Source organism: Actinomadura sp. BRA 177 (assembly GCF_013372625.1).
In the GTDB taxonomy this organism is placed as follows: domain Bacteria; phylum Actinomycetota; class Actinomycetes; order Streptosporangiales; family Streptosporangiaceae; genus Spirillospora.
The window spans coordinates 1-20,885 of record NZ_JABXFD010000229.1 but is presented as its reverse complement, the minus strand read 5'-3'; the positions used below and the strand labels follow the sequence as shown (position 1 = coordinate 20,885).

The 20,885-nt window shown below is 71.8% G+C and carries 19 protein-coding genes and 1 pseudogene; 16 read left to right on the top strand and 4 right to left on the bottom strand.

Translation table 11 applies throughout. The features are described 5' to 3' along the window. Positions 1-2: 2 nt before the first annotated feature. Complete coding sequence (locus HUX53_RS08925; protein WP_176402681.1) at positions 3-872, bottom strand: LLM class F420-dependent oxidoreductase; 870 nt, start codon at positions 870-872, stop codon at positions 3-5. Between the two features lie 133 nt (positions 873-1,005). On the opposite strand from HUX53_RS08925, the gene HUX53_RS08920 reads away from it, so the two are divergent. Further along, positions 1,006-1,383, top strand: a complete 378-nt coding sequence (locus HUX53_RS08920; protein WP_176402680.1) for a MerR family transcriptional regulator — start codon at positions 1,006-1,008, stop codon at positions 1,381-1,383. A gap of 67 nt (positions 1,384-1,450) precedes the next feature. On the opposite strand, the gene HUX53_RS08915 is transcribed toward HUX53_RS08920, so the two are convergent. Further along, entirely contained in the window at positions 1,451-1,903 is a 453-nt protein-coding gene (locus tag HUX53_RS08915) for a TIGR03086 family metal-binding protein (RefSeq protein WP_255205063.1), read from the bottom strand. Between the two features lie 230 nt (positions 1,904-2,133). Between HUX53_RS08915 and HUX53_RS08910 the strand changes: the two genes are divergently transcribed. Continuing rightward, positions 2,134-3,534: a PLP-dependent aminotransferase family protein gene (locus tag HUX53_RS08910; RefSeq protein ID WP_176402679.1), complete on the top strand. Its 1,401-nt coding sequence runs from the start codon at positions 2,134-2,136 to the stop codon at positions 3,532-3,534. Here the strand turns inward: HUX53_RS08910 and HUX53_RS08905 are convergent, their stop codons facing one another. Beyond that, on the bottom strand, positions 3,535-4,809 hold the full coding sequence (locus HUX53_RS08905) for an ABC transporter ATP-binding protein (protein WP_176402678.1): 1,275 nt from the start codon (positions 4,807-4,809) through the stop codon (positions 3,535-3,537). It abuts the gene before it with no gap. Between the two features lie 241 nt (positions 4,810-5,050). On the opposite strand from HUX53_RS08905, the gene dnaG reads away from it, so the two are divergent. The 5 genes from dnaG to efeB all read left to right on the top strand — a co-directional run bounded on the left by dnaG (position 5,051) and on the right by efeB (position 11,270). Next, entirely contained in the window at positions 5,051-6,991 is a 1,941-nt protein-coding gene (gene dnaG, locus HUX53_RS08900) for a DNA primase (RefSeq protein ID WP_176402677.1), read from the top strand. A gap of 71 nt (positions 6,992-7,062) precedes the next feature. Continuing rightward, complete coding sequence (rpoD, locus tag HUX53_RS08895) at positions 7,063-8,208, top strand: RNA polymerase sigma factor RpoD (RefSeq protein WP_309237127.1); 1,146 nt, start codon at positions 7,063-7,065, stop codon at positions 8,206-8,208. 104 nt (positions 8,209-8,312) lie between these two features. Further along, positions 8,313-8,774, top strand: a complete 462-nt coding sequence (locus HUX53_RS08890) for a YbjQ family protein (RefSeq protein WP_176402675.1) — start codon at positions 8,313-8,315, stop codon at positions 8,772-8,774. A 125-nt stretch (positions 8,775-8,899) separates the two neighbouring features. Continuing rightward, positions 8,900-10,030, top strand: coding sequence for an iron uptake system protein EfeO (gene efeO, locus HUX53_RS08885; RefSeq protein ID WP_176402674.1), 1,131 nt, complete (start codon positions 8,900-8,902; stop codon positions 10,028-10,030). Positions 10,031-10,043: 13 nt separating this feature from the next. After that, positions 10,044-11,270, top strand: a complete 1,227-nt coding sequence (gene efeB, locus HUX53_RS08880) for an iron uptake transporter deferrochelatase/peroxidase subunit (RefSeq protein WP_176402673.1) — start codon at positions 10,044-10,046, stop codon at positions 11,268-11,270. Between the two features lie 17 nt (positions 11,271-11,287). Here efeB and HUX53_RS08875 read toward each other — a convergent pair whose 3' ends face one another. Beyond that, complete coding sequence (locus HUX53_RS08875; RefSeq protein WP_176402672.1) at positions 11,288-12,538, bottom strand: molecular chaperone DnaJ; 1,251 nt, start codon at positions 12,536-12,538, stop codon at positions 11,288-11,290. A 199-nt stretch (positions 12,539-12,737) separates the two neighbouring features. Here HUX53_RS08875 and HUX53_RS08870 point away from each other — a divergent pair, with 199 nt between their 5' ends. The 9 genes and pseudogenes from HUX53_RS08870 to HUX53_RS08830 form a co-directional block, all read left to right on the top strand. Next, positions 12,738-13,313 carry a TerD family protein gene (locus HUX53_RS08870; RefSeq protein WP_176402671.1) on the top strand — a complete coding sequence of 192 codons (576 nt, stop codon included), beginning with the start codon at positions 12,738-12,740 and terminating at the stop codon, positions 13,311-13,313. 31 nt (positions 13,314-13,344) lie between these two features. Continuing rightward, positions 13,345-13,923 (top strand): TerD family protein, encoded by a 579-nt coding sequence (locus tag HUX53_RS08865; protein ID WP_176402670.1) that lies wholly within the window; start codon positions 13,345-13,347, stop codon positions 13,921-13,923. A gap of 63 nt (positions 13,924-13,986) precedes the next feature. Continuing rightward, positions 13,987-15,114, top strand: a complete 1,128-nt coding sequence (locus tag HUX53_RS08860; protein WP_176402669.1) for a DUF475 domain-containing protein — start codon at positions 13,987-13,989, stop codon at positions 15,112-15,114. A 52-nt stretch (positions 15,115-15,166) separates the two neighbouring features. Continuing rightward, positions 15,167-15,745 carry a TerD family protein gene (locus HUX53_RS08855; RefSeq protein WP_176402668.1) on the top strand — a complete coding sequence of 193 codons (579 nt, stop codon included), beginning with the start codon at positions 15,167-15,169 and terminating at the stop codon, positions 15,743-15,745. Between the two features lie 17 nt (positions 15,746-15,762). Next, positions 15,763-16,920 (top strand): HpcH/HpaI aldolase/citrate lyase family protein, encoded by a 1,158-nt coding sequence (locus tag HUX53_RS08850; RefSeq protein ID WP_176402667.1) that lies wholly within the window; start codon positions 15,763-15,765, stop codon positions 16,918-16,920. Next, a complete protein-coding gene (locus HUX53_RS08845; RefSeq protein ID WP_176402666.1) occupies positions 16,917-18,269 on the top strand; it encodes a phosphoribosyltransferase family protein in 1,353 nt (450 codons plus the stop codon). The genes HUX53_RS08850 and HUX53_RS08845 overlap by 4 nt, the downstream gene beginning before the upstream one ends. Next, positions 18,266-19,378: a cysteine protease StiP family protein gene (locus HUX53_RS08840; protein WP_176402665.1), complete on the top strand. Its 1,113-nt coding sequence runs from the start codon at positions 18,266-18,268 to the stop codon at positions 19,376-19,378. The genes HUX53_RS08845 and HUX53_RS08840 overlap by 4 nt, the downstream gene beginning before the upstream one ends. After that, complete coding sequence (locus HUX53_RS08835; protein ID WP_176402664.1) at positions 19,375-20,181, top strand: HAD family hydrolase; 807 nt, start codon at positions 19,375-19,377, stop codon at positions 20,179-20,181. The genes HUX53_RS08840 and HUX53_RS08835 overlap by 4 nt, the downstream gene beginning before the upstream one ends. Before the next feature lie 124 nt (positions 20,182-20,305). After that, positions 20,306-20,885 (top strand): annotated as a pseudogene (locus tag HUX53_RS08830) (hypothetical protein); the annotation flags it as partial.

Below are 20,885 nucleotides of genomic sequence, written 5' to 3'. Positions count from 1 at the left end.
CCTCAGCGGCCCGCCGGGACGATCTTCCCGGTCTGCGTCAGCGCCTCGCCGAGGACGCCCGCGAGGTCCTGCCCGGTGCCCTGGGAGAAGATCACCTGGTCGATGCCGCGCTCGGCGAGCCGCCCGACCTTGTCCACCGCCTCGTCCACGGACGGCTTGCCGGTGAACAGCGCCAGGGAGGTCTTCTCGATCTCGGCGTAGTCGCGCCCCTCGCGCTCGCAGTGCTCCCGCAGGACGTCCAGCTTGCGCGGCAGCTCGTCGCCGTCGAAGAGGTTGCACGCGTCGGCGTACTTCGCGACGAACCGGAGCGTCTTCTTCTCCCCGCCGCCGCCGATCAGGACGGGCGGGTGCGGGGTGCGCAGCGCGGGCGGCGAGTTCAGCGGCCGCTCCAGCGAGTAGTGCTCGCCCTCGAACGCCGACTCGTCGCCCTTCCACATCTGGTGGGCGATCCGCAGCGTCTCCTCCAGCCGCTCGAACCGCTCGGCCACCGGCGGGAACCGGACGCCGAGACCGCGCGACTCCTCCTCGTTCCACGCCGCGCCGATGCCGAGCCACGCGCGGCCGCCCGACAGGACGTCCAGCGTGGTCACGGTCTTGACCAGGACGCCGGGATGCCGGTAGGTGACGCCGGTGACCATCGTCCCGAGGGTGATCCGCTCGGTCAGCGCCGCCGCGTAGGCGAGCGCGGAGTAGCCCTCCAGCATCGGCTCGTCCGCCGGGCCCACCATGTCGATCTGGAAGAAGTGGTCCATCACCCAGAGCGAGTGCAGGCCGCCCTGGTCGGCCTCGCGGGCCATCCGGCCGAACGTCGGGGCGATCTGCTCCGGCCCGCCGGGAAAGGTGAAGCTGGGAACCTGAAGTCCGATGCGCATGGCGTTCCTTCCCTAGTCGCCGTCCCTCCCACTCTGCGACCTGGAGCGTGCTCCAGGTCAAGCGGCCCCGCCGGGCCGACGTCGACGGGCCGACATTGACCTGGAGTGCGCTCCAGGTGGGATCCTGGAGGGCGTGAGCTCCTACTCTCCAGGCGAGACCGCCGAGAAGAGCGGTTTCACCCTCGACACACTGCGCTACTACGAGAAGATCGGGCTGCTGTCGGGCATCGCGCGGAACGCGTCCGGACGGCGCGTGTTCAGCGACCACGACCTCAACTGGCTGTCCCTGCTGCGCTGCCTGCGCGAGACCGGGATGCCGATCGCGGAGATGCTGCGCTACTCCGAACTGGCCCGCAGCGGCGCCGACACCGTCCAGGAACGGCTCGAACTGCTGCAGGACCACGACCGCCGGGTGGAGGAGCAGATCGCCACGCTCCGCGAGCAGCAGAAGCACATCAAATGGAAGATCGGCTTCTACCAGGACACGGTCTGCCAGTCCGCCCCCGTCTGACCGAGCATCCGCTCGGCCCGCGCCCACGTCTCCGCCGGGTCGAACGAGTCCGCCCGCCAGGGGCTTCTCAGTGCCATGAGGGGTCCCGTCCCAGCAGGGCGAGCAGGCGCTCCTTCGGCGCCGCGCCGCCCGGGGACGGCAGGGTCGCGCCGAACGACTCGCCGGGGCCCCGGCTTTCCCCGGGCACGAGCACGGCGACCTTGAGGGACGCCTCGACGAGGTCGCCCGCAGGCTCCCACGGGGCGCCGATCGCGGCGGCGACGTCCCACGCGTGGACGACCAGGTCGACGAGGTGGAAGCTGACCGCCAGCGCGGCGGGGAAGCGCCCGCCGAGTTCGGGGAGGGCCGGCTCGGCGTCGAGGGCGACGTCCGCGAACGCGCGCGCGACGAGGTCGGCGGAGTCGCTGGCGGCGGCATAGTGGTCGTCGCCGAGGTCGCCGCCGCGCCAGGCGGACAGCCGGTCGCCGTCGCCTCGGGCCGCCGCGGCGAAGCCCTGGTCCTGGCTCACCTGGTGGCGCAGCAGGCCGTGCAGGCGTCCAGTCCGGGCACGGCGTGGGCCGCGCGAGCGCGTCCGGCTTCACCTGCGCGACCGTGGACAGGTACAGGTCCGCCGCCTTCCGGTCCAGGGGACGCAGGTCGGTGGTCATGAGTTCGGTCAGAACGTCCATGCGGCCCACGCTAGGAACCCGCAGCGGCCCAGGTACAGGGCCAAAAACGCGCGAAATGACTGAGCCGATTTAGGCTGGGGACGTGGATCTGCACGTGAGCCTGGTGGGCCGCCGCGACCTCGCCGGGCAGATCTACGCGCAGCTGCGGGCGGCGATCCTGGACGGGCGGCTGCGCGCCGGCGAGGTGCTGCCGCCGACCCGGGAGCTGGCGCGCCGGCTCGCGATCTCCCGCAACACCGTCGGCGTCGCCTACGACCGGCTCACCGCCGAGGGCTTCCTGACGAGCCGGGTGGGCGCGGGGACGTTCGTCCGGGAGACCGGCTCGGTCGCGCGCGGCGCCCCGGCGGCGTCGCCGCTGCGCCCGCGCCGGGTGTGGGACGAGGTGTCGGTGTGGCCGCCGCCGATGCCCGGCATCAGGTGGGACTTCCGCGCCGGGCTGCCCGACGCGGCGCTGTTCCCGTACGAGGCGTGGCGGCGGATCATGGCGGGCGTCCTGCGCCCGTCCGGGCTCGGCTCGGCGGGCGACCCGGCCGGGCTGCCCGCGCTGCGCGAGGCCGTCGCCCGGCACATCGGGGTCTCCCGGTCGGTGCGGGCCGGCGGCGGCGACATCGTGGTGACCGAGGGCGTCCAGCAGGCGCTCGACCTGATCGTCCGGGTGCTGCTCGAACCGGGCGACGTGGTGGCCGTCGAGGACCCGGGGTACCCGCCGGTCCGGATGCTGCTTGCCGCCGCCGGGATGCGGGTCCGGGGCGTGCCGGTCGACGCGGAGGGCCTGCGGGTGGACGCGCTGCCCGGTGACGCGCGGGCGGTGTACGTCACGCCGTCCCACCAGTTCCCGCTGGGCATGCCGATGTCGCTGCCGCGCCGCCGGGCGCTGCTCGACTGGGCGCGGCGGCGCGACGTGGTGATCGTCGAGGACGACTACGACACCGAGTACCGGTACGGCGGGCGGCCGATCGAGCCGCTGCAGAGCCTCGACGAGGACGGCCGCGTCCTCTACACCGGAACCTTCTCCAAGATCATGCGGCCGGTGCTGCGGCTCGGGTTCCTGGTGGCGCCCCCGGCACTGCACCGCGCGTTCCGGATGGCGCGGTACGTCTCGTCCTGGCACGCCGAGCTGCCAGCGCAGGCGGCGCTCGCCCGGTTCATCGACGAGGGCCTCCTCGCCCGGCACGTCCGCAGGTCGCGGCGCGAGTACCGGGCCCGGCACGAGTGCGTCACCGAGCTGCTCGGAGAGCTCTTCGGCGACCGGCTGACGATCGTCCCGGCGGAGGCCGGGCTGCACCTGAGCGCCACTTTCGCGGCCGGGACGGACGACGCCGCGATCGCCGCGCGGGCGCTCGGCGCGGGCGTCGGGCTGTTCGCGCTGTCGGAGTTCGCGGTCACCGGGCCGGCCGCCCCCGGGCTCGTCTTCGGCTACGGCGCGGTGCCGCTGCCGCGGATCGAGGCGGGGCTGCGCAGGCTGCGCGAGGTCGTCCCGTGACTAGCGCTGGACGGGGGTGACGCGGCGGCCGTCGGCGCCGAAGAACAGGACGCGGCGCAGGTCCACGGTCAGCGCCACGTGGTCGCCCCGGTTGGGGCGGTTGCCGGGCGCGATGCGGAACACCAGGTCGGACCGCCGGTGGTGGCCGGAGTGCTCCTCGGCGACGTACTCGTCGCGGGGCGGCCGGCCGAGCATGTCCCGCATCCGGTCGCGCCAGCCGGGCCGCTCCGGCTCGTAGGAGCGCGCCTCCGGCGGCCGCCCGATCTCGGTCGCGTCGACCGTGGGGATGCCGGCCTCGGCGTAGGCGAGCCACTCGTGGCCGTGGAACTCCAGCGCCCGGACCTGCCCGGACAGGACGGTCCCGTGCGGGGCCGGCGAGCCGGGGGCGATCGGCACCAGGGTGTCCGGGCGGATCCCGACGATCACCGAGCGGCCGTGGTGGCTGATCAGCGCGGACGCCCGGGGGTCGTCCCACGGGACCATCAGCCGCTGCGGCCCGAAGTCGAGCAGCAGCCCCTCGCCCTCGATCGCCCACAGGGTGGCGTGCAACAGGTTGATCGGCGGCGAGCTGAGGAACGCGGCCACGAACACGGTCGCCGGGTCCTCGTAGATCTGCTCGGGGGTGCCGACGTCCTCCAGGACGCCGTCCCGCAGCACCGCCATCCGGTCGGCCATCGTCATGGCCTCGACCTGGTCGTGCGTGACGTAGACGGTGGTGGTGCCGGTGGAGCGGACCAGCGCGGTGATCTCGACCCGCAGTTCGGCGCGCAGCCCCGCGTCCAGGCTGGACAGCGGCTCGTCCATCAGGAACAGCGAGGGCTCGCGGATCAGCGCCCGGCCGATCGCGGCGCGCTGCCGCTGGCCGCCGGACAGCGTGCGCGGCAGCCGGTCGATCATCGTGTTGAGGCCGAGCGCGCGGGCCAGCTCGACGACCTTCGCGCTGGCCTCGGCCCGGTCGTCCCCGGACACCTCCAGGGGGAACATCATGTTGCCCTTGACGGTGCGGTGCGGGTAGAGCGCGCCCTCCTGGAAGACCATGGCGACGTTCCGGTCGCGCGGCGGCAGGTCGTTGGCGACGATCCCGTTCAGCCACAGGTCGCCGGCGGTGATCTCCTCCAGCCCGGCGATCATGCGCAGGATGGTGGACTTGCCGCAGCCGGACGGCCCGAGCAGGACGAACAGCTCGCCGTCGGTGATGCGCAGGCGGACCTTCCGGACGGCGACCTGACCGCCTGGATACACCTTGTCGACGCCGTCGAGCACAACATCCGTCATCGCGTCCGCCTGGGTGTGAGCAAAATCTCGGTCCGTCATCACACCGCGCGATGGTCCGTGTTGTCCAGAGTGAATCGGCCGTGACCTGCCGTCGACCCGGCCGAGTCCGGCCATGGACCGTGGCATTCCGGCCAGGGCAGGAGGATTCCGGCTATCCGGAGGGTGCCGCCGGGGCCGGGGGCGGGGCCGGTTCGGGTGGTGAAGCGCCGGATGTCGTGGCCCGGCCGTAGACTCCTTCGTCGTGGCAGGCCGGATTCGCAATGAGGACATCGCGCTCGTCCGGGAGCGGGCGTCCATCGACGCCGTGATCGGTGAGTACCTGCAGCTGCGCAGCGCGGGCGGCGGCAACCTCAAGGGCCTCTGCCCGTTCCACGACGAGAAGTCCCCGTCGTTCAACGTGACGCCGTCGCGCGGGCTGTACTTCTGCTTCGGCTGCGAGGCGGGCGGCGACGTCATCAAGTTCGTCCAGGAGATCGAGCACCTGTCGTTCTCCGAGGCGGTCGAGCGGCTCGCCGCCCAGGCCGGCATCCAGCTCCGCTACGAGGACGGCGGCGGGCGCGGCCCCCGGCAGGACGGCGGCCAGCGCGCCCGGCTGATCGAGGCGCACAAGGCCGCCGCCGAGTACTACACCGAGCGGCTGAACTCCGCCGACGGGTCGATCGGGCGCAAGTTCCTGTCCGAGCGGGGCTTCGAGGCCGCCGACGCCGCCCACTTCGGCGTGGGGTTCGCGCCCCGGGAGTGGGAGGGCCTCGTCCGGCACCTGCGCGGGCGCGGGTTCGCCGACCGCGACATCGTCGCCGGCGGCCTCGCCAAGGAGGGGCGGCGCGGCCCGATGGACCGGTTCCGCGGCCGGCTGATGTGGCCGATCCGCGACCTGTCCGGCGACGTCATCGGGTTCGGCGCGCGCAGGCTCTACGAGGACGACGAGGGCCCCAAGTACCTGAACACCCCCGAATCGCCGCTCTTCCACAAGAGCTCGGTGCTGTACGGCGCCGACCTCGCGAAGAAGGAGATCGCGCGGCGCCGGCAGGCCGTGGTGGTCGAGGGCTACACCGACGTGATGGCCTGCCACCTCGCGGGCGTCCCGACGGCGATCGCCACCTGCGGGACGGCGTTCGGCGACGACCACATCAAGGTGCTGCGCCGGCTGCTGATGGACCAGGACGAGTTCCGCGGCGAGGTGATCTTCACCTTCGACGGCGACGCCGCCGGGCGCAAGGCGGCGCTGCGCGCGTTCGACGACGAGCAGAAGTTCGTCTCGCAGACGTTCGTCGCCGTCCAGCCGGACGGGCTCGACCCGTGCGACCTGCGGATCCGGAACGGCGACGCGGCGGTGCGCGACCTGGTCGCCGCCCGGCTGCCGCTGTTCGAGTTCGCGGTGCGCAGCGCGATCGAGCAGCACGACCTCGACACCGTCGAGGGGCGGCTCGCCGCGCTGGACGCCGCCGCCCCGGTCGTCGCCGCCATCAAGGACCGGTCGCGCCGGCACATGTACGCGGTCAACCTGGACCGCTGGCTCGGCATCATGGACGAGCAGTTCGTGCTGCGCCGCGTCCGCGAGCTGGCGAACCGCCGGCACGCCCGCGACCGGGCGGGCCACGGGCGACCCCCGGCCGGAAACGGCCGTCCCGACCGGTACGCCGGGAACGGGCGGGACGGGAACGGGCCCGCCGAGCCGCAGGCGCCGCCGCGGCCCGCGTTCGACCCGTCCGATCCCGAGGTGCAGCGGGAGCGCGAGCTGCTGAAACTGGCCGTGCAGCGGCCGGCGCTGCTCGGGCCGGTGTTCGACGAGGTGCCGGCCGGGGCGTTCATCGCGCCGCCGCACGCGGCGGTGCGCGCGGTGATCGCGGAGGCGGGCGGCACCGCCGCGGCGGCGGCCGTCCCCGAATGGGTCGCGCGGCTCCTGGAGACCGCCCCGAACGTCCAGGTCAGGGATCTGATCACCAGGCTCGGCGTGGAGCCGGTCCGGTCCGCCCATGAATCAGACGACCGTTATGCGGGTGAACTGCTCGCCCGGATACAGGAACGCCAGCTCACCCGCATGATCGCGGACGCGAAATCTAAACTCGGGCGGCTGAATCCGGTCGGCGCCGAGGAGGAGTACCACCGGCTCTTCGGCGATCTTGTCGCGCTTGAGCAGCAGAGACGGGTGTTGCGGGAGCGAGGGCTTGGATCACAGTAAGTCAAGAGACCGCAAAATGGGTCCTGTGATCTAGCCCTCCTTTGACGCAGACTGTCTGCGTGGGCCCTTCGGTGCTGCCAAGCGAGGCGCCATCGGTTGATCAGGTGGCGGACCTCGTCGCACGTGGCAGAGAACGCGGCGGTGTGACCGTCGAGGACGTTGCTGCCGCACTCGATCGCTCGGACTTGCCGGACGACTCCATGGAGCGGGTCGTCCGGATGCTCGCAGAGCAGGGGGTGGAGGTCCTCGGGTCTCAGCAGGAGACCGAGGACGTCGCGCGAGCGGATGAGGGAGACCTCGGCAAGCGGGCGCCGACGAGCGACCTGGTTCGTATCTACCTGAGAGAGATCGGTCGCGTACCGCTTCTCACGGCAGAAGATGAAGTAGAACTCGCGAAATCGATCGAGGCGGGACTGTTCGCCGAGGAGAAGATGGCGCGTACCGCCGTCCTCGCCCGCGGCGAGCTGCTCGACCTCGAACTGCTCTCCCGCGAAGGCATGCGGGCGAAGCAACGCCTGATCGAGGCCAATCTGCGGCTGGTGGTCTCGATCGCGAAACGCTACGTCGGCCGGGGAATGCTGTTCCTCGACCTGATCCAGGAGGGAAATCTCGGACTCATCCGTGCGGTCGAGAAGTTCGACTACACCAAGGGGTTCAAGTTCTCGACCTACGCCACCTGGTGGATCCGGCAGGCGATCACCCGGGCGATCGCCGACCAGGCCCGGACGATCCGGATCCCGGTGCACATGGTGGAGACGATCAACAAGCTGGTCCGGGTGCAGCGGCAGATGCACCAGGACCTCGGCCGGGAGCCGGCCCCCGAGGAGATCGGCCTGGAGATGGGCCTGCCGCCCGCCCGGGTGGTGGAGATCCAGCGGATCGCCCAGGAACCGGTCTCGCTGCAGTCGCCGATCGGCGAGGAGGACTCCGACCTCGGCGACTTCATCGAGGACGCGGACGCCGTCGTGCCGATCGAGGCCGCGGCGTTCATCCTTCTCCAGGACCAGCTGGAGGACATCCTCGGCACCCTGTCGGACCGGGAGCAGCGCATCATCCAGCTGCGCTTCGGCCTGGCCGACGGCCATCCCCGCACCCTGGAGGAGGTCGGCCGCGAGTTCGGCGTGACGCGGGAGCGGATCCGCCAGATCGAGTCCAAGACGCTGGCGAAGCTGCGCCACCCGTCCCGCGCCCAGATGCTCCGCGAGTACCTGGAGTGACGGACCGCTGAGTGACGGACCGCTGAGGGAGGGCGGCCGGTGCGCCGGCCGCCCTCCCGGCATTTCGTCGCATTTCGCCCGGCATGTCATCTACCGTGGTGGTCATGCTGATCGTGACGACTGACGGCGTGCCGGGGCACGAGATCAGGAGCGTGCTCGGGGAGGTCCTCGGGACGGCCCTGCAGGCCGACCAGGGCGCCGCGCCGCAGCCCGGGCAGGGCGGGAGCAGCGCGACGTTCCGGGTGACGGGGGAGCGGCCCGCGGTCAGCCTCGCCGCCGCGCGCCGGGAGGCGCTCGACCGGCTCGGCGAGGAGGCGCGCCGCAAGGGCGCGAACACGGTCGTCGGCATGCGCTTCGACACCGCGCAGGTGGGCGGCGGCTTCGAGGTCTGCGCGTACGGGACGGCCGTCTGGGCGGAGCCGGCGCAGCAGCAGCAGGCGCCGCAGCACCAGCAGCAGCGGCCCCCGCAGCAGGGGTACGCCCCGCCGTACGGGGACCCGCAGCAGGGCGGCCCGCCGATGGCCGCGCGCAACCTCACGATGGGACTGCACGACCGGCCCCGCTGACCGGGATTCCGCCTGACGCCGCGGCGTGGGATCGCTCACTGTCCCGGGGGCCACTTGACGAACTGAGGACAGGCTTCGCTAATTTAGGTAAGCCTAACCATTTTGCTCTCCTCTGGAGTCCCCTCATGCGTCCTGTGTCCGTCCTCGCGCTCGCCGGTGCCGCCGCCGTGTCGATGTCCCTGCTCTCGGCGTGCGGCGGTGACGGCGAGGCGGACGCCGCGGGCGCGATCCCGGTGACGGCGACGGACGACACGTGCGAGGTGGCCAAGACCGACCTCACCGCGGGCAAGACCACCTTCAAGGTCACCAACAAGGGCTCCAAGGTCAACGAGTTCGAGGTGCTCAAGTCCGACGGCAAGATCCTCGCCGAGCGGGAGAACATCGGCCCCGGCACCAGCGTCGACTTCGTGGTGAACCTGCCCGCCGGCCAGTTCAAGCTGCTGTGCAGCGCCGGGCAGACGGGCAAGGGGCCGTCCCAGAACGTCACGGTCACCGGCAAGTCCGAGGGCGGCGACGACGCGCGGCTGACCAAGGCCGCCGCCGACTACAAGGCCTTCGTCATCACCAAGCTCGACGACACGATCGCCAAGACCCGCGAGTTCGTGGACGCCGTCAAGGCGAACGACGTCGAGAAGGCCAAGGAGCTGTACGCGCCGTCCCGCGTCGGCTGGGAGACGATCGAGCCCGTCGCGGAGAAGTTCGGCGACATCGACCCGAAGGTCGACGCCCGCGAGGCCGACCTGAGCGCCGAGGAGAAGAAGAACTGGTCCGGCTGGCACCTGCTGGAGAAGGCGCTCTGGGAGGACGGCTCGGTCAAGGGCAAGGAGAAGTACGGCGACCAGCTGCTCAAGGACCTGGACACGCTGAAGTCGCGGCTGCCCGGCCTCACCCTCGACCCGGTCAACGACATGGCGGGCGGCGCGAAGGAGCTGCTGGACGAGGTCGCCACCGGCAAGGTCACCGGTGAGGAGGAGGCGTTCAGCCACACCGACCTCGTCGACTTCAAGGCCAACGTGGACGGCGCCAAGAAGATCTACGAGCTGCTCAAGCCGGTCGTCCAGGAGCGGGACGCCCAGCTCGCCGCGGACCTCGACGACAACTTCGCCAAGGTCGAGGCGCTGCTGAAGAAGCACGAGAAGGGCGACGGCTACGTCTCCTACGACAAGGTCGGCAAGGACGACCGCAAGGACCTGGCCGACGCCGTGAACGCGCTGGGCGAGCCGCTGTCCAAGCTCGCCGAAGTCGTCGCGAAGTAGACGGGAGGGCGAGATGACCGAGGTGCGGCCGGGGCTGTCCCGGCGCAGGATGCTGGGCTTCTCCGGCGCGAGCCTGCTCGTCGGCGCCGCCGCCGGCGCGGGCCTGGACCGGGTGGCGCTCGCCGACGCGGGCACGGACGCCGGCGCCGCCGTCGCGTTCCGCGGCGCGCACCACGCGGGCATCGCCACCCCCGTCCAGGACCGGATGCACTTCGCCGCGTTCGACGTGACGACCGGCGACCGCGACCGGCTCGTCCGGATGCTGCAGGAGTGGACGGACGCGGCCGCCGCCATGACCGCCGGCAAGCCGGTCGGGAACGGCGCGGTCGCCGGCTCGCCGGTCGCGCCGCCCGACGACACCGGCGAGGCGCTCGGCCTGCCGCCGTCCCGGCTCACGCTGACGATCGGGTTCGGGCCGACGCTGTTCGAGAAGGACGGGAAGGACCGGTTCGGCCTCAAGGCGCGCCGCCCGGCCGCGCTCGTCGACCTGCCGCACTTCCCCGGCGACAACCTCGACCCCGACCGCAGCGGCGGCGACATCGCCGTGCAGGCGTGCGCCGACGACCCGCAGGTCGCGGTGCACGCCATCCGGAACCTGGCGCGGATCGGGTTCGGCACGGTGTCGGTCCGCTGGTCGCAGCTGGGGTTCGGCAAGACGTCCTCGACGACCCCGGACGCGCAGACCCCGCGCAACCTGTTCGGGTTCAAGGACGGCACCGACAACATCGGCTCCGGCGACAAGTCGCTGCTGAACGAGCACGTGTGGGCGGGGAAGGGCGACGGCTGGATGGCCGGCGGCTCCTACCTCGTCGCCCGCCGCATCCGGATGCACATCGAGACCTGGGACCGGACGTCGCTGCGCGAGCAGGAGGACATCTTCGGCCGCAGCAAGGGCGAGGGCGCGCCGGTGGGGGAGGAGAAGGAGCGCGACAAGCCCGTCCTGTCGCGGATGAAGCCGGACGCGCACGTCCGGCTCGCGCACCCCGACTCCAACCACGGTGCGCGGATCCTGCGGCGCGGCTACTCGTTCACCGACGGGTCGGACGGGCTCGGGCGGCTGGAGGCCGGCCTGTTCTTCATCGCGTTCCAGAGCGACCCCCGCACGGGGTTCATCCCCGTCCAGAAGTCACTCGCCACCGACGCGCTGAACGAGTACATCCAGCACGTCGGGTCGGGCATCTACGCGTGCCCGCCGGGCGTCCGCGAGGGCGGCTACTGGGGCGACACCCTGTTCGCTTAGAGGTTCCGCCTAGTCGCTTAGCCCTGCCCGGCGCGCTCCGAGCGGATGCGGGTCACGACGTCCCCGGCTGCGGTCTTGATGGACTCCAGTTCCTGGAGGTACGCCCAGTAGTCCGGGTGGACGCCGGTGAGCCGCTTCGGCGCGTTCTCCAGCCGCTCGACGAGCCCGTCGAGCACCCGGGCGTGCTGCGGCGCGGCCCCGCCCGGCTGCGCCATGGCGAGCCGCTGCGCGTCCCGGACGGCGAACCGGGCGCCCTCCGCGGGCTTCGCCGGGTCCGCGGCGACCGCCTTCAGCTCGTCCACCCGCCCGGTCACCTGCCCGGCGCGGCGGTCGGCGGCGTTCAGCTCGGTGCGCGCGGCGGTGAGCGCCCGCTGCGCCTCCTTCCACTCGGTGCGGGACACGTGCGCGGACGCCTCGTTCAGCCGCTCGCGGGCCCGCGTGACGGCCGCCTCGATGGACTCGGGCGCGCCCCGCAGGTCCTGCCAGCAGGCCTGCGAGTAGCCGCGCAGCAGCACCCGCATCGCCTCCCGGACGGGCCCGGCGCGGTTCGCGACGGCGTCCGCCCGGGTCCGCACGGAGGCGAGCGAGTTGCGGACCTTCTGCGCGAGCTGCGGCAGCTCCGCCGCGGCCTCCCGGGCCCGCTCGGCGATGTCGCGGACCTCCTCGGCCCGGCGCATGGCGCCGTCCAGCCCGACCCCGCCGAGGCCCTTGGAGCCGAGCTGCGCGAGGATCTCCCGGGCCCGGCCCAGCTCGGCCTCCGGCTCGGAGGCGTCCATCCCCGCGTCCTGCGCGGCGGTGAGGGCGGCGTCGGCGGCGGCCACGGCGTCGCGGGCGGCGGTCAGCAGGGGCGGCAGCCGGTCGAGCGCCGCCTCCAGCCGGGCCATCTTCGGGGCGAGCCGCTCGGCGAAGCCGTTCAGGTTCCGGGTGGTCTGCTGCAGCCGCTCGGTGGCCGCGACGAACGCGCGGCGGGCCGCGTCGTACTCGGCCGGTGACCGGTCCCGGTCATCGAGGTCGTGGGCGTCCAGCACGGAGATGTACCCGACCGACGCCGAGTCGGCGGCCTCCGACAGCAGGCCGAACTCCCGCCGGACGGGCGCGGCCGCCGCCGCGTCCAGGTCCTCGAACACGGTGACGCGGCCGTCGATGTACTTCTGCGCCTGGTCCATGTCGTAGAAGGCGGCCGCGGCCGCCTCCCTCGCCTCGACGGCCGCGTCCGCCGCCTGCGCCCCCCGGCCGCCCCGGCGGCGCTGGTCGCCCGGTCCACGCAACGCTGCCTCCCTTCGTCCCTGCCCAGTCTGGCCCAGCCGGGCACCATTTCGCGCCCCAGGTGCCGCACGTCCCCCCGGGCGGGGATATCGGACGGCGTCACAGGTTCACAACGGATGGAACGGATAGCATCGCTGCTACGTCGATAAGGCTGGGCGCCGGGGCGGCGTCCCGTACGGCATGCGATCTTGGAGGCCCATCGTGCCCGTCAGCCTGAGCAAAGGCGGCAATGTCTCGCTCACCAAGCAGGCGCCCGGACTGACCGCGGTGACCGTCGGTCTCGGCTGGGACCTGCGCACCACCACCGGCACGGACTTCGACCTCGACGCCTCCGCCATGGTGCTGGACGGCTCCGGCAAGATCATCACCGACCAGCACTTCGTGTTCTTCAACAACCTGCGCACCCCGGACGGCGCCGTCGAGCACACCGGCGACAACACCACCGGCGCGGGCGAGGGCGACGACGAGCAGCTCAAGGTCAACTTCGGTGCGATGCCGGCCGCCGCCGAGCGGGTCGCGTTCGCCGTGTCGATCTACGACGCCGACAGCCGCGGGCAGAACTTCGGGCAGGTCCGCAACGCCTACATCCGGGTGCTGAACCAGGCCGACGGCGCCGAGATGGCGCGCTACGACCTGTCCGAGGACGCCTCGATGGAGACCGCGATGGTCTTCGGCGAGCTGTACCGCAGCGGGGCGGAGTGGAAGTTCCGGGCCGTCGGCCAGGGCTACGCGTCCGGGCTGGCCGGCATCGCGGCCGACTTCGGCGTCAGCATCTGAACAACGCACACAGGAAGGGAACGGCCCGAACATGGGAGTTTCACTCGCCAAGGGCGGCAACGTCTCGCTGACGAAGGCCGCGCCCAACCTCACCGCGGTCACCGTCGGCCTCGGCTGGGACGTCCGCGCCACCACCGGCGCCGACTTCGACCTGGACGCGTCCGCGCTGATGCTCGCGGGCACCGGCAAGGTCATGTCCGACCAGCACTTCGTGTTCTTCAACAACCTGAAGAGCCCGGACGGCTCGGTCGAGCACACCGGCGACAACCTGACCGGCGAGGGCGAGGGCGACGACGAGTCGATCAACGTCGACCTCAACGCGGTGCCGGCCGAGTGCGACCGCATCGTGTTCCCGGTGTCGATCTACGACGCGGACAACCGCAACCAGAGCTTCGGCCAGGTCCGCAACGCCTTCATCCGGATCGTCAACCGGACCGACGGCAACGAGCTCGCCCGGTTCGACCTCACCGAGGACGCCTCCACCGAGACGGCGATGGTCTTCGGCGAGCTGTACCGGCACAACGGCGAGTGGAAGTTCAGGGCCGTCGGACAGGGGTACGCGTCCGGACTGGCGGGCATCGCAACGGACTTCGGCGTCAACGTCGGCTAGCGGCCGGCGCCCCCCGCACCCCGGCCGCCTCGCCCGGCCGCCCTCACTAGCAGAAATACGCGCATGATTCTTCGCACCTTCGGTTGGTCCTTCGGCATCACGGCCCTCGGTCTGGTGGCCGCCTTCTTCTACGACGGGCCGACCGGACTGGCCCTGGTCGCCGTGCTGGCGATCCTGGAGATCTCGCTGTCGTTCGACAACGCCGTGGTCAACGCCAAGGTGCTCGACCGGATGAGCCCCTTCTGGCAGAAGATCTTCCTCACCGTCGGCATCGCGATCGCGGTGTTCGGCATGCGGCTGGTCTTCCCGCTGCTGATCGTGGGCATCACCGCCAAGCTGGGGCCGGTCGAGGCGTTCGACCTCGCGCTCAACGACCAGCACCGCTACCACGAGCTGATGAACGGCGCCTACCCGATGATCGCGGCGTTCGGCGGCATGTTCCTGATGATGCTGTTCCTGAACTTCGTGTTCGAGGAGCGCGCCGAGAAGTGGCTGCCGTGGCTGGAGAAGCCGCTCGCCCGCATCGGGAGGCTGGACCAGCTCGCGGTGGTCGTCGCGGGCGGCTCGCTGGCGCTCGTGGCGTGGCTGACCGCCGAGAACCCGGGCAACGTCATGATCGCGGGCGTGCTGGGCATGGTGACCTACATCCTGGTCAACGGGCTCGGCGAACTGTTCTCCGAGGCGGGCGACGACGACGAGGACGAGGACGGCGCGGACGAGGACGAGGAGCGCGAGGCCCCGGCCGGCCGGTCCGGCCCCAGCTCGCTGGCGCTGGCCACCGGCAAGGCCGGGTTCTTCCTCTTCCTCTACCTGGAGGTGCTGGACGCCTCGTTCAGCTTCGACGGCGTCATCGGCGCGTTCGCGATCAGCACCGACCCGATCGTCATCGCGCTGGGCCTCGGCATCGGCGCCATGTACATCCGGTCCCTGACCGTCTTCCTGGTCCGCAAGGGGACCCTGCACGAGTACGTCTACCTGGAGCACGGCGCGCACTGGGCGATCGGCGCCCTGGCCACCTGCATGCTGATCAGCATCGGGCACCACGTGCCCGAGTGGATCACCGGCGGGCTCGGTGCCGGCCTGATCATCGCGGCGTTCGCCAGCTCCGTCATCCGCAACCGCGGCGCGGGCGGGGACGCCTCCGGCTCGCCGTCCGGCGGCGGCAAGCAGCTGCACTCCAGCAACGTCTGACCGGCGCGACTCCACCCGCGCGACCAGCATCGATCCACCGAAGGAGCCGACGATGTCGATCTCGCTGCAGAAGGGGCAGAAGGTCTCGCTCGCCAAACCCGGCGGCGGCACCCTCTCCCGCGTCCGGATGGGGCTCGGCTGGGACGCCGTCGCCAAGAAGGGGCTGTTCGGCAAGAGCAGGGCCCAGTCGATCGACCTGGACGCGTCCTGCCTGCTGTTCGACGCCGCCGGGAACCTCGCCGACCAGGTGTGGTTCCGGCAGCTGCGCAGCAAGGACGGGTCCGTCCTGCACACCGGCGACAACCTCACCGGCGAGGGCGAGGGCGACGACGAGGTCATCAACGTCGACCTGCAGGGCGTCCCCGCCAACGTCACCCAGCTGGTGTTCACGGTGAACTCCTTCACCGGGCAGGACTTCTCGCAGATCGCGAACGCGTTCTGCCGGCTGGTGGACGAGAGCACCGGCCAGGAGATCGCCCGCTACGACCTGAGCGGCGCCGGCCAGCACAACGCCCAGATCATGGCCAAGGTGTCGCGGGACGGGCAGGGCTGGTCGATGACGGCGATCGGCGCGACCGCGACCGGCCGCACGTTCCAGCACCTGCTGCCCGCCGTGGCCACCCACCTGTGACGGGCTGACGGCCGCCCATGCGGCATTTCGACCACATCGACGCCGCGCGTCGCAAGCACCTGTTCTACCGGCACCCGCGCCCGTTCGACCGGCACGACGACCCGGCGGTGCTGGCGGTGGCGCTCGGCGCGACGCTGTACTGCCCCGCGACCCGGCCCACGCTCGCCACCGACATCGAGCGGGCCGGGCAGCGGGGCGTGATGAGCCTGGTCGTGTGCCTGGAGGACGCGATCGGCGACGACGAGGTCGAGGCCGGCGAGGCGAACATGGTCGCCCAGCTGGGGACGCTGCTGAAGCGCGGCGCGGACGTGCCGCTGCTGTTCGTCCGAGTCCGCGACCCCCGGCAGATCGGTGACCTGCTCCGCCGCCTCGGCGGCGCCGCCGCGCTGGTCAGCGGGTTCGTGCTGCCCAAGTTCACCGCGGCGGGCGGTGGAGCGTTCCTCGACGCGCTGGAGGACGCCGCCGACCGCACCGGGCAGCGGCTCCTCGCGATGCCGGTGATCGAGAGCCCGGAGGCGGTGTACGCGGAGACCCGCGCGGAGATGCTGCACGACGTGGCGCGGCTGCTCGCCAAGCACCGGCCGCGGATCCTGGCCGTCCGGCTCGGCGCGACCGACATGTCCGCCGCGTACGGGCTGCGCCGCCCGCCGGACCTCACGATCTACGACATCCGGCCGGTCGCGGGCGTGATCTGCGACGTGGTCAACATCCTCGGCCGCGCCGACGGCACCGGGTACGTGGTGACCGGGCCGGTCTGGGAGTACTTCTCGGCGGGGGAGCGGATGTTCAAGCCGCAGCTCCGCCAGTCGCCGTTCGACGCGCAGCAGGCGGCGCCGCTGCGGCAGCGGCTGATCACCGCGGACCTGGACGGGCTGATCCGCGAGGTGCACCTGGACAAGGCCAACGGCCTCACCGGCAAGACCGTGATACATCCGAGCCATGTCGCGGCCGTCCACGCCCTGTCGGTCGTGACGCACGAGGAGTACTGCGACGCCGCCGACATCCTCGGCGTCACCGGGGGCGGGGCGATGGCCAGCTCCTACGCCAACAAGATGAACGAGGCGAAACCGCACCGCGCCTGGGCGCGGCGGCTGATGCTGCGCGCGCGCGTGTTCGGGGTCGCGGCGGAGGGCGTGACGTTCGTGGAACTGCTGGAAGCGGCGGGCAGCCGGTGACCTCAGCCTGGGTTTCGTCGCGCCTAGGGGTGCGGCTCACGGACGGTCCACGCCCGGTGGGGGCGGGGCTGTCGTCTCTGGTGGGGCTGGGCGTGCGGCGTAATCCGCGTCGTGCGCATCTGTTGGTTTCCGCTGTGCTGGGCAAGCATGTGCCGACCGATCCTCGGTTGGTTTATGGATCTGGGTTGTTGCTAGGCGAGCTTGTGCGCGCGCGCCTGCGGGGGGAGGAGCCGGTCCATCCCGGTTCGCTTCTCTCGGATGCTCTGGGCGGCGTGCCGGGGGCCGCTGCTGGGTTGCGTGACCTTATGCGTGCGCCCCGGGTTCCTGTGGACGCTGTCGTTCTGGGGTATGCCGAGACCGCCACTGCTCTGGGGCATTCGGTGGCGGACGCTCTGGGCGGGGCCTACTACCTGCACTCGACACGGCGTCCCGTGCCCGGATTCGCCACCTACGGCGGGTTCGAGGAGGAGCACAGCCACGCCACGAGCCATCTGCTGCTGCCCGCCGATCCCGCGATGCTCGACCGTGACGTGCCGGTGGTGCTGGTGGACGACGAACTCTCCACCGGCCGGACGGTGCTGAACACCATCGAGACGCTGCACGCCGTCCGGCCGAGGAGCCATTACGTCCTGGCGGCCCTGGTCGACCTGCGGGGTGCTGCCGATCAGGCGCGCATGGACGATCTCGCCGCCCGGCTGGGTACCCGCATCGACGCGGTGGCGCTGGCCGGGGGGCATGTCGAGCTGCCCGAAGGGATCCTGGAGGCGGGGCAGGCGCTCGTCGCCGGCCTCTCCGGCGGTTCCGTCGGTTTGGGCGGAAGGTCGTTGGCGGTGGCGCGGGCTTCGCTGGAGTGGCCCACCGGGCTGCCGGACGGGGGGCGGCACGGCTTCCTGCCCTCGCATCGGACGCGGCTGGAGAAAGACCTTGCCCGGATGGCCGATGTCCTTGCTGCGGAGCTTGATGACGTCTCGCGCGTGCTCGTGCTGGGATTCGAGGAGCTGATGTACGCGCCGCTTCGTCTCGCGGAGGCGCTCGCCGATGCGCTGCCGTCCGTGGACGTCCGTTACTCGACGACCACGCGTTCACCGGTGCTCGCCGTAGACGACCCTGGGTACGCGATAAGAACCCGCCTGGTGTTCCCTTCACACGACGATCCCGCCGATGGGCCGGGGGAGCGGTACGCCTACAACGTCGCGCCTGGTTCCGGCCAACGCGGGTTCGACCAGATCGTGTTCGTGGTGGACGACGCCGGGGACACCGTGGCTCTCGCTCACGGACTCTTGGAACGGCTGCGCGCGCTTGCCCCGGTACTGGTCGCCACCGTCCCCGCCCATAGGAGGGATTCGTGAAGCCGCTGTACGGGCCGTCCTTCGGCAGCTACCCGGCGGAGGACGTCGCGTGGCTGCTCAAGGACCTCTCGCATGTGCGGCTGGAGGCGCCCACCGAGGAGCGTGAGGCGGCGATCCAGGCGGGCCGCGCCCACTACGCCGAGTCGCTCCCCGTCGAGTACCAGCCGGGCCCCGAATACCGGCGGCTGTTCCACCGGGCGCTGGAGGCGTCGGCGGAACGGCTCGCGTACGCGACCGGGCTGGTCACCGAGATGATCCTCGCCGAGCGCGGCACGGAGGCCGTCCTGGTGTCGCTGGCGCGGGCCGGGACGCCCGTCGGGATCCTGATGCGGCGCTGGGCCCGGTACGCGCACGGCCTGGACCTGCCGCACTACGCGGTCAGCATCGTCCGGGCCAGGGGCATCGACACCGTGGCGCTGCGGTACCTCGCCGAGCACCACGACCCCGCGTCCGTGATGTTCGTGGACGGCTGGACGGGCAAGGGCGCGATCACGCGGGAGCTGACCGCCGCGCTGGAGTCGCATCCGTTCTCCGCCGACCTCGCGGTTCTCGCCGATCCGGGGCGGTGCACATCGCTCTACGGCACGCGCGACGACTACCTGATCCCGTCCGCGTGCCTCAACTCGACCGTGTCGGGCCTGGTCAGCCGGACGGTCCTGAACGACACGCTGATCGGGCCGGGCGACTTCCACGGCGCGAAGTTCTACCGGGAGCTGGCCGGCGACGACGTGTCGGCCGTGTTCCTGGACGCCGTGTGCGCGCGGTTCCCGGACGTGGCCGAACGCGTCGCAAAGGACCTGCCCGATCACCGTGCCGCCGACCGCGCCCCCGACTGGTCGGGGTGGGAGGCCGTCCGGCGCTGCGCCGAGGCGGAGGGGATCGACGACCTCAACCTCGTCAAGCCCGGAATCGGGGAGACGACCCGGGTGCTGCTGCGGCGCGTCCCCTGGAAGGTCTTCGTGCGGGCCGACGCCGGGCCCGAAGTGACGCACATACGGATGCTCGCCGACGAACGCGGTGTGCCCGTCCATGAGGTCGAGCCCGACCGGTTCCCCTACGCGTGCATGGGGTTCATCCATCCCCGCTTCGGCAAGGGAGCCGCTCAGTGACCGTCCTGGTGTGCTCGGATCTCGACCGCACGCTCATCTACTCGCAAGCTGCCTTCGCACTGGACGGCCCAGACGAGACCATGCCGCGCCTCCTGTGCGTGGAGTTCTACCAGGGCGCGCCGCTCTCCTACATGACCGAGTCTTCTGCACGCACTCTCGAAGCCCTCTCCACGGCCGCGACGTTCGTCCCCACAACGACGCGCACACCAGAGCAGTACCGTCGCGTCCACCTGCTGGAGAAGCCGCCCGCGTACGCCATCTGCGCGAACGGCGGCCATCTCCTCGTGGACGGCGAAGACGACCCGGCATGGGCAGAGGCCGTCCGAACCCGCGTCGCGGACGGGTGCGCGCCGCTCGCGGACGTCCAGCACCATCTCGCCCAGTCGAGCGGTGACTTCGTCCTGAAACAACGCACGGCATCCGACCTGTTCGCCTACACGGTCGTAGACAGAACCGCACTGCCCGCCAACTGGGTCGAGGACCTCACCGGCTGGTGCGCCGAACGCGGCTGGCGGACGTCCCTGCAAGGCCGCAAGGTCTACTGCCTGCCGGCCTGCCTCACCAAGGCCGCGGCCGCCGAAGAGGTCGCCCGCCGCGCCGGCGCGTCCACCATGCTCGCCGCCGGCGACTCCCTCCTCGACATCGAACTCCTCGAAGCCGCCGACCGCTCGATCCGTCCCGCCCACGGCGAACTGCACGACACCGGCTGGACGTCCCCCGCCACCGCCGTCACCACCGCCCGCGGCATCGCCGCCGGCGAGGAGATCGCGGAATGGCTCTTGGAACGCGCCACAGAACCGTAAAAAATCACGGCCGAACCCCCACCCGCGTTGAGAATCGACACTCCCGCAGGGGTCGCCGTGGCCGCGTTCTGAGGTGACAATCACGGGTGAGCCCCTCTTCCGCCGAGGAGGTCACCTGGACCACATGAGCTCCCGTCTGACCGGTGACGAGACCGCGCTGTGGAAGGCCGCGGCCCGGGTCCTCGACGCCAACTGGACAGGCACGTCCACCGCCGCGTCGCCCGGCCTCTACCCCCACCAGTGGAGCTGGGACGCGGCGTTCATCAGCATGGGCCTCGCCCGCCACCGCCGCGACCGCGCCGAAGCCGAACTGCTCAGCCTCTTCCGCGGCCAGTGGGCCGACGGGATGCTCCCGCACATCGTCTTCAACACCCGCCTCGCCCGGCACGCGTTCTTCCCCGGCCCCGAACTCTGGCGCAGCGAACGGCAGCCGGACGCGCCCCGCGGCGTCCACACCTCCGGCCTGACCCAGCCGCCGCTGCACGCCCTCACCGCCCTCCGCCTGCACGAATGCGCCACCGACCTGGACGGCAGCCGGGCGTTCCTGACCCGCCTCTACCCGCTGCTGACCGCGCAGCACCGCTACCTCGCCCGCGCCCGCGACCTCGACTCCAGCGGCCTCATCGCCATCTGCCACCCCTGGGAGTCCGGGCTCGACAACAGCCCCGCCTGGGACCGGCCCCCCGGCGCCCTCCGCCTCCCGC

What these genes read in the sequence shown, in the direction of transcription:
- HUX53_RS08925 (WP_176402681.1), bottom strand. Translation starts at nt 872, where the DNA reads ATGCGCATCGGACTTCAGGTTCCCAGCTTCACCTTTCCCGGCGGGCCG.
- HUX53_RS08905 (WP_176402678.1), bottom strand. Translation starts at nt 4,809, where the DNA reads ATGACGGATGTTGTGCTCGACGGCGTCGACAAGGTGTATCCAGGCGGT.
- HUX53_RS08890 (WP_176402675.1), top strand. Translation starts at nt 8,313, where the DNA reads ATGCTGATCGTGACGACTGACGGCGTGCCGGGGCACGAGATCAGGAGC.
- efeO (WP_176402674.1), top strand. Translation starts at nt 8,900, where the DNA reads ATGCGTCCTGTGTCCGTCCTCGCGCTCGCCGGTGCCGCCGCCGTGTCG.
- efeB (WP_176402673.1), top strand. Translation starts at nt 10,044, where the DNA reads ATGACCGAGGTGCGGCCGGGGCTGTCCCGGCGCAGGATGCTGGGCTTC.
- HUX53_RS08865 (WP_176402670.1), top strand. Translation starts at nt 13,345, where the DNA reads ATGGGAGTTTCACTCGCCAAGGGCGGCAACGTCTCGCTGACGAAGGCC.
- HUX53_RS08860 (WP_176402669.1), top strand. Translation starts at nt 13,987, where the DNA reads ATGATTCTTCGCACCTTCGGTTGGTCCTTCGGCATCACGGCCCTCGGT.
- HUX53_RS08855 (WP_176402668.1), top strand. Translation starts at nt 15,167, where the DNA reads ATGTCGATCTCGCTGCAGAAGGGGCAGAAGGTCTCGCTCGCCAAACCC.
- HUX53_RS08850 (WP_176402667.1), top strand. Translation starts at nt 15,763, where the DNA reads ATGCGGCATTTCGACCACATCGACGCCGCGCGTCGCAAGCACCTGTTC.